Source organism: Paenibacillus sp. FSL R7-277 (assembly GCF_000517965.1).
GTDB classification, from domain to species: Bacteria; Bacillota; Bacilli; order Paenibacillales; family Paenibacillaceae; genus Paenibacillus_AQ; species Paenibacillus_AQ silagei.
The window spans coordinates 16,822-33,596 of the sequence record NZ_ASPX01000059.1 but is presented as its reverse complement, the minus strand read 5'-3'; the positions used below and the strand labels follow the sequence as shown (position 1 = coordinate 33,596).

Here is a 16,775-nt window from a genome sequence, read left to right as displayed (position 1 = left end):
GAGAGCGCTTACAGGAGGAGGAACACTTCCGATCATCAGCAACAGGAGTATATTAAAGCAGCTACAACACTTCTCCCGGCCTCCCTGCTTGTACAATTAGCAGAAATGAATAGCGTGAAGCCTATAAATGCTGGCGTAATCATGCACAAAAGGCGCAACCCACGGCTGCGCCTCATGTACAATCTATTCTGCCCTCAATCAATCAAAAGCACGATGCTCCACAGCAGGTTTGACCAGCGGAGTACCGAGCGCAATCCACGACAGCACGCCATAGAAATGCTGGGTCTCGCGCAGCCGTACCACCTCAATCGTCGCTCCTCCGCCCGTTCTGTTCTTAAGCGAGGCATGGAAGTACGGCTGGTTAGCCATGGCAACCAGCACATAGCCGGTATGGCCGAAGCTCTCGTCAAAAGAAACCGTTACCTCCACACTCTCCGCCTCACCATTGAACATGAACGCCGTCATCCCGAACTGCTGCAAAACATCGCGGTTCCCGACACTCTGCACCGGATGGAAGGACAGATGCTCCGCATTGACTGATCCGGGCGCCAGATGATCCCCGTTCACTGCACCCTGAGCAATATGATGGCTCTGGATACTGTCTTCTTCCAGATGCCGGGACTGGACGGCAAAGGGAGCGATTTTGGCAGCCTTCACCGCCTCATCCTGCAGTTCAGTGCTGCCTACCGCACCTTCAGCCAGATGGCCGGTGCCGACGCTGTGAATCGCAAGCTTCGCTCCGTTCACACTATGGTCCGGGAGCAGCTCGGAGGTCAGCGCATCCCCGGCCAGATGCTCGAGGCCTATACTACCAGGACGGATATGGCGTCCGTCAACGATTTCGGGAGCCAGATGGCCTCCGTAAATGCTGCCCGGAGCCAGATGATTAGGCCCCACCGCTCCTGGCGCCAGCTTGCTGCTGTCTATGCTGCCCTCACCCAGCAACTCGGAGGTCAGTGTGCCCTCGGCCAGATGCTCACGCTGGATGCTGCCCGCGCGGAGATGGCTGCTATCCACTGAATCAGGCGCCAGATGATCTCCGTTCACTACACCCTGAGCAATATGATGACTCTGGATGCTGTCTTCTTCCAGATGCCGGGACTGGACGGCAAAGGAAGCGATTTTGGCAGCCTTCACCGCCTCGTCCTGCAGCTCAGTGCTGCCTACCGCACCTTCAGCCAGATGCCCGGTGCCGACGCTGTGAAGCGCAAGCTTCTCTCCGTTCACACTATGGTCCGGGAGCAGCTCTGAGGTCAGCGCATCCCCGGCCAGATGCTCGAGGCCTATACTACCAGGACGGATATGGCGTCCGTCAACGATTCCGGGAGCCAGATGGCCTCCGTAGATACTGCCCGGAGCCAGATGATTAGAGCCCACCGCTCCTGGCGCCAGCTTACTGCCGTCTATGCTGCCCTCACCCAGCAGCTCGGAGGTCAGCGTATTCTCGGCCAGATGCTCACGCTGGATGCTGCCCGCGCGGAGATGGCTGCTATCCACTGAATCAGGCGCCAGATGATCCCCGCTCACCGCATTCTGAACAATGTGGTAGCTCTGCACGCTGTCTTCTTCCAGATGCCGGGACTGAATGGCAAAGGAAGAGATTTTGGAACCATCCACCGCCTCATCCTGAAGCTCTGAGCTTCCCACTGCCCCTTCCGCCAGATGCCTGGTTCCAATGCTGTGAGGAGCAACCTTCCCCCCTGTAATACTGTCATCCTGCAAAAGCTCAGAGGTCCGGGCATCCTGGGCCAGATGCTCCAGGCCGATGCTGCCGGGACGGATATGACAGCTATCCACGGCTTCAGGCGCCAGGTGACCTCCGTAGATGCTGCCGGAAGCCAAATGGATAGAGCCCACAGAACCTGCGGCCAGCTTGCTTCCACTAATACTGCCATCCGGCAGCAGCTCCGCACTTCTGGTTTCCTCCGCGAGATGCGCCAGCCGGATAATTCCCGGCGCCAAATGGCGATCCCGGATTACTCCGCCTGCAAGATGTTCTGCGTTCACGCTCTGCGGCTGGAGATGCTGCGAACCCACTGCGCCTTCAACCAGCTTGCTTCCACCTATACTGCCATCCGGCAGCAGCTCTGCACTTCTGGTTTCCTCCGCGAGATGCGCCAGCCGGATAATTCCTGAGCCCAAGTGATGCTCCTGGATAGCTCTACCGGCAAGATGCTCTGCGTCCACGCTCTGCGGCTGAAGATGCTGCGAATCCACTGCGCCTTCGGCCAGCTTGCTTCCACCTATACTGCCATCCGGCAGCAGGTCCGCACTCTTCGTCTCCTCAGCCAGATGCGCCAGCCGGATAATCCCTGAGCCCAAATGACGCTCCTGAATTACTCTGTCTGCAAGATGCTCTGCGTCCACGCTCTGCGGCTGGAGATGCTGCGAATCCACTGCGCCTTCAGCCAGCTTGCTTCCACCTATACTGCCATCCGGCAGCAGCTCCGCACTCCTCGTTTCCTCAGCCAAATGCGTCAGCCGGATAATCCCCGCCCCGAGATGACGCTCCTGAATTACTCCGCCAGCAAGATGCTCTGCGTCCACACTCTGCGGCTGGAGATGCTGCGAATCCACTGCGCCTTCAGCCAGCTTGCTTCCGCCTATGCAGCCATCCGGCAGCAGGTCCGCGCCCCGCGTATCGGAAGCCAGATGACTGAGCTGAATGCTGCCGGCGCGGATATGCCGGCTGCTTACTGCATCCGCAGCCAGGTGGCCGCCATACACACTGCCTGCAGCCAAATGGAAGGCCCCTACCACTCCCGCTCCCAGCTTGCTGCCTGCGATGCTGCCATCCGGCAGAAGATCCGCGCTGCGTGTCTCTTTGGCCAGATGGGCCAGCGTAATCTCTCCGGCACCGATATGCCGGGCTTCCACCGCTGCCTGCGCCAAATGAACGGCCTGAACACTCGCTTCAGCCAAGTGAACCGACTCTACAGCACCCGCTGCCAGCTTCTCTGCGCCAATGCTTCCGTCGGGCAGTAGGTCTGCACTGCGGACCTCATCTGCCAGATGCGCCAGGCTAATGCCTCCATCCGCGAGATGCCGCCCTTCCACTGAGGCCTCAGCCAGCTCGCTTCCGCCTACACTGCCAGGAGTGAGATGACGGGAAGCTACCGCCCCCTCGGCCAGCTTGGTGCCGCTGATGCTGCCATCCTGAATCTGGATCGATGAGACAGAGCTTGGAATAAGATGTCCGTTGCCGATCGACATCGGCCGGATATGTGCTCCGCCCACGCTGCCAGCCGCCAAATGTCTGCCTTGCACAGACGTATCCTTAAGCGAATCCGGGCCGACCGCGCCTGCCGACAGATGCTCAGTCTGCACTGCTGAGGCTGCCAGCTTTTCCGCGCTTACACTGCCGTCCGCCAGCTTAATGGAAGTGACGGCCAGATCACCGAGTTTATCCGTTGAGACACTCTCCGGCGATAGCTTCAGCGAAGTGACGGCATAGTCAGCCAAATGATGCGGCTGTACAATCGCAGCAGTAAGATGAGCCTCCTTGACGGCACCGGAGGACAGCTTATCTGCCGTTACCGAACCGGATTGCAGCGCGGATGAAGTCACACTGCTGTCTCCCAAATGCCGGCGTTCGATGGCGCCGGATGCCAGATGACTGGCGTCTACAGCCTCCTCCTGCAGCACCCGCCCGCTGATGCTGCCATCCGCCAGGTGCTTCTCCTCCACGGCGCAGACCGCAATATGCTCACCGCTGACCGCTTCTTTTGCCAGAATCGTACTCCCGACCGCGCCCATGGCCAGCTTGGCGGTAATGATGCTGCCGTCCGCCAGCTTGGCTGCGGTAATACTCTGGGGGCTAATATGCTCTCCTGTAACGGATTCATACCCCAGTTGTTCTTCCGTAACTGCCCCTTTGGCTAGATGGCCGGTCAGGACGGATTGCTCCTGCAGCTGGGCAGAGCCTACAGATTCTGCAGCCAAATGAGAATTATCCACAGCTTCGCGCTGCAGATGAGCCGAAGTGACAGCCTGCGCGGCAATCTGCGCACTGCGCACGGCAGATTTCGCAATATGGCGCGTCATCACGGCTTCGTCAGCCAGCTTATGAGCGAGAATGCTCTGATCCGCAATTTTGGAAGAGGTGACCGCCTGCTCTATCAGCTGTGCAGTTCCTACCGCGCCGTCCGCCAGCTTCACAAAAGAAATACTGCGGTCTGCCAGATGACGGCTGCCAACTTCACCTTCGGCAATATGGTCGGCATGGATGCTCTCCGGGTTAATGTGCTGGCTGCGGATAGCTTTCGCCGCGATCTGCCGGGACCCGGTTGCCCCATCTGCGAGATGCCCGCTCTCAATAATACCGGGCTGAAGCTGCTCCTTGCCGATCAGGCGCGCCGCCAGCTGTTCCCGTCCAATGGCACCCGGGGCCAGATGCCTCGCGGTAATGACGCCTTCCCCCACATGACGGCTCTCGATCACTGCATCACCCAGCTTGACACCGCTGATCTCGCCATCGGCGATTTTGTCGGCGGACACCGCTTCGTCAGCCAGCTTAGAGCGGTCAATACTGCCGTTACTGAGATGACGGCTGTCAATACTGCTGCTGAGAATCTTCTCACCAGTCACTGCCCCATCATCCAACAGCTCCGCTGTGATAATGAACTCACTGAGATGCCGGCTGCTGATGGCACCATCGGCAATATGTCCTCCGCTGATCATCCGGTCTGCCAGCTTCTCCGGACCGACGCTGCCATCCTTCAGCTTCTCGCCGCCGATGGAGTGATCCAGCAGCTTGCCCCCGCTGACACTGCTCTCCGCCAGATGCTCACCGGTAACGGACTCCGGCGCTATCTTCGAGGAGGTAACCGCCCGGTCCGCAAGGTTGATGCTCTGCACTGCATAGTCCTGCAGCCAGGGTGTGCCGATGATGCCATGCTTTAGCCTGGACCCGTCAATGGTCCGTGGAGCAATCTTGGCACCGGTGACGGCGCCATCGGACAGATCATCGGTGTATACGGGCTGCAGGCGTTCTTTTTCCAGCGGAGCTGTTACCTCCGCTTCTAGCAGGGCAGCAGGGCCTTCCTGCTGGCGCCCCTCTTCCGTCACCGCTCCCTGATTCCCCTCCGGTGCAGGCACAGTCTGCTGGAGCGGCGCGGTCACTTCCAGCATCTCCACCCCGCTCACCTGCAGGGCAAGGTCTTCCCCCTCTGCCACTTCCACCCATTCCAATTCCTGGTTCTTTTGTGTTTTGGGACTGCTGTTCAACATGCTAAGTTCAGTCGTATCGGGATTATCCACGTAATAGAGCGGTCTTTTGGAACTGCGCTGCTGTTTTCGTTTGGGACTCTTCACAAGCAGTCTCCTCCTTCCATCTATTGTATCTTCTAGGCATCATATGCAGCAGCATGGGCGGATGACACCCTTCCCCTAGCCGGTAATCCAATCTTCTCCTTTCAAAAAAGGGCATCTGCCGCCGCGCATCCGTCCAACCCTTACGGGCACGTACATACATACAATGACAGGAGACATAAAAACAGCCGGGAAGTACTTCAAGATAACAGGAGGAACGAACATGGGGCAAAAGCTCGTTGGGATACTGCTAAATGCCGCTATGCACGGGGGCGTTCCCCGGTTAAAAACCGGACAGGAATCTCTGGCCAACTATGAAGAGGCCGCCGCTGCATACGGATTAACCCCTTGCTTTGTGAAGCTGTCCGACATCGACGTAGCGTCCGGCTTCAGCAGTGTCTATATGAAGAAAGGTCTGCAAGGCTACCGCAGACAAATCGTCCCTACGCCGGAGGTCATCCACAACCGGGCAATCTATGATCCCCGCAGCACTGGAGTCGAGCGCCTGCTCCGGCAGGGAATTCAGGTCTATAACAGCTGCAACCGCTACGGCAAGGATCAGATTCACGGCCTGCTGGAGCACAGCCGCGAACTGCAAGCTTATCTGCCGGTCACTGCAAGCGGACTCTCCGGCCTGAGGGAGATGATGAACCGCTACCCGGATCTGATCCTCAAGCCTTGCCGGGGCAGCGTGGGTAACGGCGTGATGCGGCTCACCCGCAGCGGCGAAGGGCGCTGGCTCTGGAGCTACTCTCTCTCTGGCTCAAGACGCAAGGTTAGCAGATCCGTTAACCCGGACGCCCTTCCCCGTGTCCTCCGCGCCCGGCTCTCTTCTGTGCCCTATCTGGTCCAGGAACGGATTCCGCTGGCAGAGATTAACGGACGCCCCTTTGACCTGCGTGTTACGGTACAGCGGGGCTGGGGCGGAGCGTGGCAGGTCACCGGCCTGTTCGCCAAGCTCGCCGCTCCAGGCGGCTTTGTATCGAACATTGCCAGAGGAGGAGAAGCCCTGAAGTCCTCTTTTGCCCTGGAGCAGGCATTCCCTGGAGAAGAGGCAGCCAGAATCCGTATGTCCGTCCTCTCACTCAGTCTCGCCCTCGCCCGTGAGCTGGAGAAGAGTCTGCCGGGGCTGGCCGATATCGGTCTGGACATCGGTGTCACGAAGCACGGACAGCTGTATTTCATTGAATGCAACGGGCGCGACCAGCGTTACGGCTTCCAGAAGGCCGGACTGCGCGGGGTATGGAAAGACAGCTACCGCCAGCCTATGGGCTATGCCAGATATCTGTACGAAGAAGCATTAAGAATGAACTCTTATTGATTTGTCTCCTATTCTATGTCAATATAATGCAGAGCGGGTGGAGTCCCTTGGCACAGGATAACACTGCTGCATGATGGAAGGGAGATGGGCATGGTTAAACAATTGCTGCGGCTGATGACCGAGCTATCCTCGCACAGATGGCTTTCCAGGTTGATGGGGGCTTTATCCCACAGCAGACTCAGCCGCCTTATGATTCCGGTATTTATTCGTTCCTATCAGATTCCTGCCGCCGAGGCGGAGAAGGCTGCCGGAGAATACCGTACACTGAATGAATTCTTCAGCCGCCGCCTGAAGCCGGGGATGCGCCCGGTGGCCAGCGGTGAGCATGCCGTAGCCAGTCCTGTAGACGCGATGATTACGGCAATGGGCGAAATCAACTGCGGCACGATAATGAATGTGAAGGGGCAGGATTATACGCTGGAGGATTTGCTTAATCACTCGCCACACCTCGAACTGTACAAGAAAGGCTATTATTTCGTCCTCTACTTAAGCCCTACCGATTATCACCGGATTCACTCCCCGTTAACCGGACAGCTGAGGGAGAGCGATTATATCCGCGGACGGGCTTACCCCGTGAATGATTTCGGCATGCGCCATATGAAGAGTGTCCTGAGCCGTAACGAACGGCTGATTACTTATATAGCCGGCAGCTATGGCGAGACCGCCGTGGTCAAGGTAGGCGCAATGAATGTGAGCAGTATCCGCTACACCGATGAGGCAGCCAGAGAATGGCAGCGCGGCGACGACCTGGCATATTTCGAATTCGGTTCCACGGTAGTCCTGCTGATGGAGAGCGGCACCTTCACCCCGCGCCCCGGGCTGGCCCCGGATACGAAGGTGAAGATGGGCGAGCTGCTGGGAGAGATGCGGCGGCCGGTCTAGTTCTGCCGGACCTGATCCTGCACGAACGTCACAACTGATAATAGGACAGGATTACACTTTCCGCACAGCACAAAACCCGCCTAAGGACACGAATTTGTGTACCTTGGACGGGTTTTTTTGAACTATAAATGAAGCTTCCGGGTTAGCGCATAGGTTGCGTTCGCCAGGCTTTTTTACCGGATAAAGGTGTATCTTACGCGCTCCGATTTCCGGAAGTAGGCTGTCCATATCACACAGGTGAATAACGCTCTAATCAGATCGCGCATACTGCTTCCATCCTCCAGCTCACTGGCAACGGGAATATTCATCACGAGCACATAATCAATAATCCCTATCAGCAGGTTGACGGAATAGAGGATAATCATCATACGCGGCAGAAGTGCCTTTTTTTGATAAAACAAAATCAAAGTAAAAACAGTAAGCAACAGCAGCACTCCGTTCGCAGCCGCTTCAAATATAATCACCGGCGCCCAGAGCGGATGGTACATTTCCCCTTGCGGGGAAGCCAGAATCCCCCAATACTCCTGGCTGAAGCTGGGAATATTGTAGTTAATCAGCTGATACGATACTTGAATTAACGTTGCGATTAATCCGATCTGCACCAGCACCAGCCAGCCTCCGAGACCTGACGGGCGTAGCGGTGGATAGTTTGGGGGTGAAGACGGTTGTACATTGATTTCCACAATTTGTTCCTCCTCATATAGTATAACCTTAACAAGAATATACATAATCCCCCTTATACTCAACTACAAATTATGTTTCATAAAAAAGGAGTATCCCAACCCCCTATGACGGCTGGAATACTCCCTTTATTATCATATACGCTAAGCTATGCTGGGCACAGCGCCGCTCCGGTTACTCCGTAACCTTACTCTGATTCGCCACCTCGCGGGCTTTCTGCTGCACCTCTTCCGGTTCGCCGAGGTAGAAGCGGCTGATCGGCTTCACATCGTCATCGAGCTTGTAGACCAGCGGAACGCCGGTCGGGATATTGAGATCCAGCAGCGCGGTCTCGTCGATATCCTCCATATACTTGATCAGGGCCCGCAGCGTGTTGCCGTGCGCCGAGATCAGAACCCGCTCCTTCTTGCGGATGAGCGGCACAATCCGGTTGGTCCAGAAATCCCCGACCCGGTGGACGGTATCCTCCAGGCTCTCGCCGCGCGGGATGTCACCCGGACGCACTTCCTTGTAACGGATATCATGTCTGGCATAACGCGGATCATCCGGCTCCAGCATCGGAGGGCGGACCGAGAGGCTGCGCCGCCAGATATGGAGCTGCTCCTCACCGTATTGAAGTGCGGTTTCACTTTTGCTGAGGCCCTGCAATGCACCGTAATGGCGCTCATTGAGCTTCCAGGATTTCTGCACCGGAATCCACAGCAGATCCATCTCATCCAGGATATAGTTCAGCGTCTTGATCGAACGCTTCAGCACCGAGGCGAATGCCAGATCGAAGGTATATCCGGCATCCTTCAGCAGCTTGCCCGCCTTCTTCGCCTCTTCAACACCCTTCTCCGTCAGATCAGGATCACTCCAGCCCGTAAACAGATTCTGCCGGTTGTATTCACTCTCTCCATGCCGTATCAGGACTATTTCGTACATAAGTATTCTCCTTCTCCCGTGTATATTTTGTTGCGCTTTCCTTTATTTTGTCACAGCGCAGTGTCCGCTTCAACTTCATGCCTGCCTTGCGGACTGGAGAGCCGCTATTTCAGTGATTCTGCCAGATCACGCAGGGCAAGCGGACTCAGATGCTCTTAAGTTAGCCCATACGCCTCCATTTCGGCCCAATCAGCCTGATAACGGCTCCTGAGTCCGCAGCAGGGGGAATAAGTGACTTTTTCACAAAATAAGGCCCTCACGGTCCGCATAGCACGGATGGCACACATGGCACGCATAGCACATACGGCACATCTAGCACCCGTAGCATACACAGCACACATAGCACGGATGGCGCACATAGCACATATAGCACATCTAGCACCCGAAGCACCTATACCACACTCAGCACAATACTCCCCCGCCGCTTCAGCGAATCTCCGATGGGCTCTTCCCGGTATGCTGCTTGAACTGGCGGCTGAAAAAGAAGATGTCCCTGTAGCCGAGCGCATCCGCCACCTCTGTGACGTTCATGCCCGCATACAGCAGCAGATGCTGAGCCCGTTCGATCCGTGCGCGAATCACATAGGACTGGACCGAGGAGCCTGTTATCTCCTTGAACTTGATCGAGAAATAGCGAGGGGACAGCCCTGCACGGGCGGCCAGATCCTCTACCCGGTGCGCCGCCCCGGGATGCTGGCTGACATAGTTGGCGACCTCGTGGATCACCTCCGCCAGCTGGTTGCTGACATGGCGCTCGACCGGCCTTGCCTGATCCTGCCGCAGCAGATGAATCATGAGCTGCTTCAGAATCAGACGGCCCTCCTCCTCCGCAGCGTAGGTCTGCACCAGGAACAGCCGGACATAACGGGCCAGCAGATGCTCGAATTCCACCGTCTCACTTAGCTCGTGGTAGAACGCCGGCACCTCGGTCACCTCTTCGGCAACATCGAAATGAATATATGTAAGCACAAGCGGCTTTTGCGGATTATGTGTGGCGCTGGTATAATCCCCCGGGCGGAACAGGAAGCAGCTTCCCTTCCCTACCTGATAGGGCACTCCTCCGCGCACAACAGTCCCCTCCCCGCTCCAGACGTAGAATAAATCGTAATTTTGCAGCGGCTTCTCTCTTTTTTGCCACTTCCAGCCCGGTTCACAGACAATCTTCGCCAGAGCCGGGAGGATTACAAAAGAGGATGGCGATGCATGCAGCATATGATTCCCTCCTATAGATATAGCTTAAGCTTACTTTTCATAATACCTTGTCCGGTTCCCATTTGTACATCTTCTGGGCTGCGCATGGGGACGGGACGCCGCTTCGTTTCCAAAACTATTTATGAAAACGCAGCATTCCTAAGTGACGGGGGCAATCCACGGTGTTATAATGTTAGGCAATGTTAGCGTATATATCCCAGAAGAATACCGGAAGGATGAAACTGATGAATCCACTGGCTGGACAATTGAATGACAGCATCAAGGCAGGCAATGAACATGTATACGATATGCTCTCGAGTCTCGGTAAAGCGATCTATTTTCCCAAAGAGGGGATTCTGAGCCAATCCGCAGAGGCAACGGCTCATGCTAAAAAGTATAACGCCACCATCGGAATCGCTACGGAGAACGGGTTGCCGATGCACCTTGGTGTGATCCAGGATAAACTCTCCGCCTACAGTCCCAAAGACCTCTATGGCTACGCGCCTCCAGCAGGCAAGCCGGAGCTGCGCTCCGTATGGCGGGAGAAGATGCTGCGTGAGAATCCGTCGCTTGAAGGCAAGTCCTTCAGCAATCCTGTCGTAACGAATGCGCTGACCCACGGGCTTAGCATCGTTGCCGATCTGTTCGCAGAGCCAGGGGATGCCGTTATTTATCCGGACAAAAACTGGGAGAACTACGAGCTGACCTTCGGCATCCGCCGCCAGACCGAAACCGTGAATTACCCGCTCTTCACGGAGGACATGAGCTTCAACAGCGAAGGGCTGCTGGATGCCCTGCTGGCCCAGAAGGACCGCGGCAAAGCCATCGTCCTCCTTAACTTCCCGAATAATCCAACCGGATATACGCCAGGCCTTGCAGAAGGCGAAGCCATTGTTGCCGCTATCCTGCGTGCTGCCGAAGAAGGCGTTAATGTGGTAGTGGTCAGCGATGACGCTTATTTCGGACTTTTTTTCGAGGATTCACTCAAGGAATCCCTGTTCGGCAAGCTGGCGAATCTGCATCCGCGCGTGCTGGCGGTCAAGATTGACGGAGCCACCAAAGAAGAATTCGTCTGGGGCTTCCGCGTCGGCTTCATCACCTACGCTTCGGAGAACAAGGAGCTGCTGGCTGCGCTGGAACAAAAAACCCTGGGCATTATCCGTGCCACCATCTCCAGCGGCGCGCATCCGTCGCAGACCTTCGTACTGGACGCGCTGAAGGCGCCGGAATTCTCAGCCCAGAAGGAAGAGAAATTCCTCATCATGAAAGGCCGGGCCAACAAAGTGAAGGCGCTGCTGGACAGCGGAAAATACGGCGATGATGTATGGACGTATTATCCGTTCAACTCCGGGTACTTCATGTGCCTGAAGCTCTTTACCGTCTCTGCGGAGGATCTGCGGCTTCATCTGATTCACACCTACGGCCTGGGCACCATCGCCCTTGGCGAGAGCGACCTGCGCATTGCCTTTTCCTGTATCGAGGAGGATCAGCTGGAAGATCTGTTCGATCTGGTCTATGCGGGCATCCGTGATTTGGAGAAGGCCTGATCATCCGCCTTTGCATACCTGCGTCAGCCCCGGAAGGCCGGGGCTGATTTTTTTTGCCCGGTGCTACGGCATTGGCCTATACACGTTCTGCCCTCCGCACATACAATACGATGTACTCAAGTACAACAACTCACACGCGAAAGGGGAATGAACATGAGCGAAGAAGTTAGAGGCGGATACGGATACGGCGGCGGGTTCACAAGCACTGGAGCGATTCTGGTTCTCTTTATCCTGCTTGTCATCATCAGCCGTTCACTCTTTGTCTAACAGGGAGTGAGTCCCCTGGAGGGAGCTGCGTGCTCTCTCCGATCCACGTGTTATAGCATTCCCTGCTCCACCTGATATGAAGAGGGGATTCCCTTTTATACATTCTTTCCTTCTGAAAATGGCCTCAGACTCCGCATCTGCGAGAGTCTGAGGCCATTTGTGTTAAGCACACCCGCTTGCGGGTACGCCTTGTCGGCTGCTGCAATCTGTTCTACAGGTCGTCTTCATCCATACGCGCTTCCTTGCGAGTGGAGTACGCCTTGAACAGATACGCCAGCAGGAATCCGCAGGCGAAGGTCGCCAGCACTTCCAGCGGGCGCTGCCCTGCCTGAAGCAGGAGCGGCAATCCGGTCAGCAGCGCCAGGACCAGATGGGCCCGGAATACAAACTGGATCGTTCCCTTGCCCTTGCTGCCCTCCGGCAGCGGGTAGACGGTCAGCCAGAACGATTCGCTGTGCAGCTTGCGCAGCGCCGTCAGCTGAATGCCCATCAGGAAGAGGAAGAATACATAGATGCCAATGCCGAGATAGCCGTCCTTCATCATCCACACCAGGAACAGATCCAGCACAGCCATCCGCAGGACGATGCCGAAGACGTCACCCCGGGCGAAGCTTTTGGTCAAGAGGAACCGGTAGGCTGAATCCCGCTGCCAACTCAGCCCGCTGCCCCAACGCGACAGATAACGGCGGGCATAGACCCGCTGCTCGCGTCCCGGAACATCGACGAACCAGCCGAGGACCATCAGCGCCCGGGTCCCCTGGTTCTTCTCCATGGTGATCAGGCGTTCCCACGGAACAGCATGCCGTCCGGGAACGGCCAGCGCGGCCGCATAGGCTGCGGCCAGAATCAGGATGAAGATCAGGGCGCGCATGGACGGCTGCCATAGCCATGCCCCGACCATTAGACCGCCGACCGCCCAGCGCAGCAGGTTATAGCCTGCCGCAGCGGGGCGGGAGAGCATCGCCGTCTCCCGCCATAACCCGTAGCTGGATAACAGCTTGACCAGAATCAGCACCAGCAGGGTACCCAGTAGCCCCCGGGGAGACTCCTCGGTGCGTATGTACAGCGGCCATAATGTAATGAGGATAAAGGCCAGTCGCAGAATCTTCCACACATTGCCGCTGACCCAGGACGGGGCGAAATACTCTCTCATCCGGTGGCCCTGCGGCAGCAGGAAGATCGTATCCGGGGTCTGCAGATATGTCCGGAAGCTGCTGTGTACCGCCGCGGGCACCAGCAGGACGAACATAATCCAGCGGATCGGTATGCCAGGCGGAATATCGCGCAACAGCGCTGTGTACCAGGCGGAGAAAATAATCAGCACCAGCAGGAACACCATGGCGACACCGCTCTGTATGATATATCCCATATAAGGGACAAGGCTTCCTGTGAACCGGCTGCGCCGCTGCCGGCGCAGCTCCTTCAAATCCATATCATTTCCCTCCCTGAACCAGCTCGTAGAACAGCTGCTCCAAATTCAAGCCCTGCCGCCCGGCCTTCGCGGTCATCTCGGCGAGGGTTCCCTCCGCTATCACCTTACCGCCGTGCAGCACAATGAACCGGTCACAATAGTTCTCAATCGTAGAGAGAATATGCGAGCTGAGCAGAATTGAAGCTCCGGACTTCTTCAGGTCCAGCATGAAATCCAGCAGGGAGCGGATACCCAGCGGGTCGAGGCCGAGGAACGGCTCGTCGATGACATACAGGGCCGGGCGCGCTACGAACGCGCACATAATCATCACCTTCTGCTTCATGCCTTTGGACAGATGGGAGGACAAGGTATCCATCTTGTCCTCCATATTGAAGAGTGCAGCCAGCTGGCTGGTGCGTGATTCATAATCACTGCGCTCCACGCCATACGCTCTGGCAGTGAATTCTACATGCTCACGAACCGTCATTTCCTCATAGAGCAGAGGGGACTCCGGCACGAAGGACAGCGCACTGTGGTAGCTCTCAGGATCGCTGCTGCGCGTCTTCCCTTGTACCGTAATCTCACCCTTATGCGGGGACATCAGCCCCAGGATATGCTTCATCGTAGTGCTCTTGCCTGCACCGTTCAGTCCGATTAACCCAACCATCTCACCGGGCTGCACCTGCAGGCCGATGTCATGCAGCACCGGCTTGTTCAGGCTGTAGCCTCCGCTGAGGCCCGTAATTTCCAATACGGGAGCTGTATTCATTGACCGTCACCTCTCGGGGTTTTGTTCTTGAGCCATTTCGGGGCTCCCTTATTCTTGCGGTTCTGCTCCCGCTCCGCATTGCTGCGGGCCTTGCCGCCGGGCCCCGCCGCGCTGCGCGTGCCGGCGCTCACTCCCGGCCGGTGCTGCTCGTGCCGCGCCGTAACGCCACTGCCGCCAGCCGCTGCGCCCGGCTGGCCTGCCGGCGCATCGCCGCCCGTCCCTCCGGCTGCTGTTCCAGCCGCCGAGGTCCGCACCTGCGGCTTGCCGGTGCGCGGCGCAATGCCGCCGCGCGGTTCAGGCCCTTCGCGGCGCTCCTTCCCGCCCCCGCCGCCTAAATCACTGCGCTCGCCTTCCGCCAGCGCCTTGCCGAAGGCCATGGCCCGCTCGTCCAGCTGGATATCCAGCTCGCGGGCGAATTTGCGCATGATGAACGTCTGCTGCTCCGTAACGATCGTTACGGATAAGCCGCGTTTGCCCATGCGCCCGGTCCGTCCGGCACGGTGGACATAGTGCTCGGAGTCAAAGGCCGGATCGAAGCTGACGACAAGCGTCAGATTCTCAATATCCAGGCCCCGCGCCGCTACGTCACTGGCGACCAGCACCTTGAGCTTGCCGTCCCGGAAGCGGGTCAGCACGTTTGCGCGCGTCACCTTGTCCGCATCTCCATAGAGCGCAGCAGCCGGAAGCCCCAGATGGTTCAGCTTCGCGGTCACTTCAGCGATGTCTTCCGTAGCGTTCACGAACACAATAGCCCGGTCCGGCTTGTAGTGGCGGATGACCCGGCGCAGCATATCGATCTTGTTCCGCTCCTCGCACACCACATAGTGATGCTCCAGGCTCGCTGCGGTCATCATCTCCGGATCAATGCCCACCTCCGCCGGATTCTTCATTTCCCGGTTTGCCAGCAGACGGGTCTCCGGTCCAATGGTGGCTGACAGCATGACCAGCTGCCGCGTACGCAGCGCACTGCTGACGATCTTCGTCACTTCGCCTGCACCGCTAAGCTGGAACATCTGATCTGCCTCATCGAGAATAATCGTGCTCACCTCGTGCATCTTGAGCTTGCGCAGCCCGATCAGCTCACGTATGCGTCCCGGGGTGCCTACCACCAGATGCGGATGCTCCCGCAGCTTGTCAATCTGGCGCTTGATCGCCGCCCCGCCGATCAGTCCCATGGCCCGGATGCCCCGGTGTGCCCCGTAGCGCTCCGCTTCACGGAGAATTTGCATGGCCAGCTCCTGGGTTGGGGCCAGCACCAGCTTTTGCACCGATTTCGAGTCCGGGTTAATCCCTTGCAGCAGCGGCAGCAGATAAGCCAGTGTCTTGCCTGTTCCTGTCTGGGATGCGGCCAGAACATCTCTTCCTTCCAGCAGAAGCGGAATCGTCTGCTCCTGTACAGGGGATGGTTCAGTGATGCCGAATTCAGACAATCGGGCAGCAAGGTCTTCCTGGATGCCGATAGCCGCAAAAGAAGCTTTATTCATAATAGGGTTTCATCCTTTTCACTTAAGATAATATGTTCATTATATGCCAAAAAGGCCTCTCCACCAAATGGAAGGCCATAAAATCTAAGTTGGGGCCGTATTTAACACGGTCATACCATCCTGTATACCAAAGGGGGACAAGCCGTTCACGCCACAGACGGTAACTATGATCTATACTTCTCTGGTCATTTTCTGTTCATCAGGTTATAGGTCAGCTTGTCTGCCAGCCGCGGAAACAGGCCATAGAGCCGGATGCCGAAGCCTGCCAGACCGGGCAGATCCACTTCCTCTTTGCCCTTGTCCATCAGCTTGACGATCTTCGCGGACACATGCTGCGGCGTCATCATGATCCGGCTTACGCTTCGTTCATAATTGCCTGAAGGGTCGGCGGTCTTGAAGAATTCGGTGGCGATAGGTCCGGGGTTCACAGCCGAGACAATAATACCGCTCTTACGAAGCTCCTGGCGGAGCGCATTGGTGAAGCCGAGAACAGCATGCTTGGTGGCCGTGTAGGACACTGAGCGTGCTGTTCCGATTTTGCCGGCCATGGAAGCCACATTCACGATCTGACCGCTGCCGCGTGTAAGCATATGAGGAACGACAGCCTTGGTGCAGCGCACAATTCCCATATAGTTAACATCCATCATGTCGGCGAACTCTTCAGACTCCATCTCTGTAAAAGCCGCAAACTTGCCGTAACCGGCATTATTGAGCAGAATGTCAATTCTGCCGTATTGCTTCAGGATCTCCGCAAAGGTATGCTTAACTGCTGTTTCATCGGTCACATCACAGACGAACAGCCCATGCTCCCCCTGAATGCCCGCCGCAACAGCCTGCAGCTTGTCCCTGGACCGGGCCAGCAGAACGGGAACTGCCCCACGCTCGCTGAGCATCTGTGCCGTTAGCGCTCCAATCCCGCTGGAAGCTCCTGTAATCACCACAATCTTGCCTTGTACTGCCATGGAATAGGTTCAACTCCCGATTATTT

General features: G+C 57.1%; 12 protein-coding genes. 4 read left to right on the top strand and 8 right to left on the bottom strand.

Features of this window, described 5'->3' with window-relative positions; all coding sequences use genetic code 11:
• Positions 1-198 precede the first annotated feature (198 nt).
• Positions 199-5,313: a WIAG-tail domain gene (locus tag C173_RS18165; RefSeq protein ID WP_036727112.1), complete on the bottom strand. Its 5,115-nt coding sequence runs from the start codon at positions 5,311-5,313 to the stop codon at positions 199-201.
• A 220-nt stretch (positions 5,314-5,533) separates the two neighbouring features.
• On the opposite strand from C173_RS18165, the gene C173_RS18160 reads away from it, so the two are divergent.
• Entirely contained in the window at positions 5,534-6,631 is a 1,098-nt protein-coding gene (locus C173_RS18160) for a YheC/YheD family endospore coat-associated protein (protein WP_036727110.1), read from the top strand.
• A 90-nt stretch (positions 6,632-6,721) separates the two neighbouring features.
• The gene (gene asd / locus C173_RS18155) at positions 6,722-7,513 is read left to right on the top strand and encodes an archaetidylserine decarboxylase (protein ID WP_036727108.1); all 792 of its coding nucleotides are present in this window, start codon (positions 6,722-6,724) and stop codon (positions 7,511-7,513) included.
• Between the two features lie 173 nt (positions 7,514-7,686).
• Here the strand turns inward: asd and C173_RS18150 are convergent, their stop codons facing one another.
• The 3 genes from C173_RS18150 to C173_RS18140 all read right to left on the bottom strand — a co-directional run bounded on the left by C173_RS18150 (position 7,687) and on the right by C173_RS18140 (position 10,330).
• Entirely contained in the window at positions 7,687-8,196 is a 510-nt protein-coding gene (locus tag C173_RS18150) for a DUF2569 domain-containing protein (protein ID WP_162174702.1), read from the bottom strand.
• Between the two features lie 172 nt (positions 8,197-8,368).
• Positions 8,369-9,118 (bottom strand): 2,3-diphosphoglycerate-dependent phosphoglycerate mutase, encoded by a 750-nt coding sequence (gene gpmA / locus C173_RS18145; RefSeq protein WP_036727105.1) that lies wholly within the window; start codon positions 9,116-9,118, stop codon positions 8,369-8,371.
• Between the two features lie 426 nt (positions 9,119-9,544).
• A complete protein-coding gene (locus C173_RS18140; RefSeq protein WP_036727103.1) occupies positions 9,545-10,330 on the bottom strand; it encodes a helix-turn-helix domain-containing protein in 786 nt (261 codons plus the stop codon).
• 224 nt (positions 10,331-10,554) lie between these two features.
• Here C173_RS18140 and C173_RS18135 point away from each other — a divergent pair, with 224 nt between their 5' ends.
• Positions 10,555-11,856: an aminotransferase class I/II-fold pyridoxal phosphate-dependent enzyme gene (locus C173_RS18135; RefSeq protein ID WP_036727167.1), complete on the top strand. Its 1,302-nt coding sequence runs from the start codon at positions 10,555-10,557 to the stop codon at positions 11,854-11,856.
• A 153-nt stretch (positions 11,857-12,009) separates the two neighbouring features.
• Positions 12,010-12,123, top strand: coding sequence for a YjcZ family sporulation protein (locus C173_RS35010; RefSeq protein ID WP_209875980.1), 114 nt, complete (start codon positions 12,010-12,012; stop codon positions 12,121-12,123).
• 211 nt (positions 12,124-12,334) lie between these two features.
• On the opposite strand, the gene C173_RS18130 is transcribed toward C173_RS35010, so the two are convergent.
• The 4 genes from C173_RS18130 to C173_RS18115 form a co-directional block, all read right to left on the bottom strand.
• Positions 12,335-13,555, bottom strand: coding sequence for an ABC transporter permease (locus C173_RS18130; protein WP_036727101.1), 1,221 nt, complete (start codon positions 13,553-13,555; stop codon positions 12,335-12,337).
• A 1-nt stretch (position 13,556) separates the two neighbouring features.
• A complete protein-coding gene (locus C173_RS18125; protein ID WP_036701580.1) occupies positions 13,557-14,303 on the bottom strand; it encodes an ABC transporter ATP-binding protein in 747 nt (248 codons plus the stop codon).
• On the bottom strand, positions 14,300-15,787 hold the full coding sequence (locus C173_RS18120; RefSeq protein WP_036727099.1) for a DEAD/DEAH box helicase: 1,488 nt from the start codon (positions 15,785-15,787) through the stop codon (positions 14,300-14,302). The genes C173_RS18125 and C173_RS18120 overlap by 4 nt, the downstream gene beginning before the upstream one ends.
• A gap of 185 nt (positions 15,788-15,972) precedes the next feature.
• Positions 15,973-16,749: an SDR family NAD(P)-dependent oxidoreductase gene (locus C173_RS18115; RefSeq protein WP_036727097.1), complete on the bottom strand. Its 777-nt coding sequence runs from the start codon at positions 16,747-16,749 to the stop codon at positions 15,973-15,975.
• Between the last annotated feature and the right edge of the window lie 26 nt (positions 16,750-16,775).

Excerpts from the sequence above, each read along its gene's own strand:
- C173_RS18160 (WP_036727110.1), top strand. The coding sequence starts at position 5,534 with ATGGGGCAAAAGCTCGTTGGGATACTGCTAAATGCCGCTATGCACGGG.
- asd (WP_036727108.1), top strand. The coding sequence starts at position 6,722 with ATGGTTAAACAATTGCTGCGGCTGATGACCGAGCTATCCTCGCACAGA.
- gpmA (WP_036727105.1), bottom strand. The coding sequence starts at position 9,118 with ATGTACGAAATAGTCCTGATACGGCATGGAGAGAGTGAATACAACCGG.
- C173_RS18140 (WP_036727103.1), bottom strand. The coding sequence starts at position 10,330 with ATGCTGCATGCATCGCCATCCTCTTTTGTAATCCTCCCGGCTCTGGCG.
- C173_RS18135 (WP_036727167.1), top strand. The coding sequence starts at position 10,555 with ATGAATCCACTGGCTGGACAATTGAATGACAGCATCAAGGCAGGCAAT.
- C173_RS35010 (WP_209875980.1), top strand. The coding sequence starts at position 12,010 with ATGAGCGAAGAAGTTAGAGGCGGATACGGATACGGCGGCGGGTTCACA.
- C173_RS18130 (WP_036727101.1), bottom strand. The coding sequence starts at position 13,555 with ATGGATTTGAAGGAGCTGCGCCGGCAGCGGCGCAGCCGGTTCACAGGA.
- C173_RS18125 (WP_036701580.1), bottom strand. The coding sequence starts at position 14,303 with ATGAATACAGCTCCCGTATTGGAAATTACGGGCCTCAGCGGAGGCTAC.
- C173_RS18120 (WP_036727099.1), bottom strand. The coding sequence starts at position 15,787 with ATGAATAAAGCTTCTTTTGCGGCTATCGGCATCCAGGAAGACCTTGCT.
- C173_RS18115 (WP_036727097.1), bottom strand. The coding sequence starts at position 16,749 with ATGGCAGTACAAGGCAAGATTGTGGTGATTACAGGAGCTTCCAGCGGG.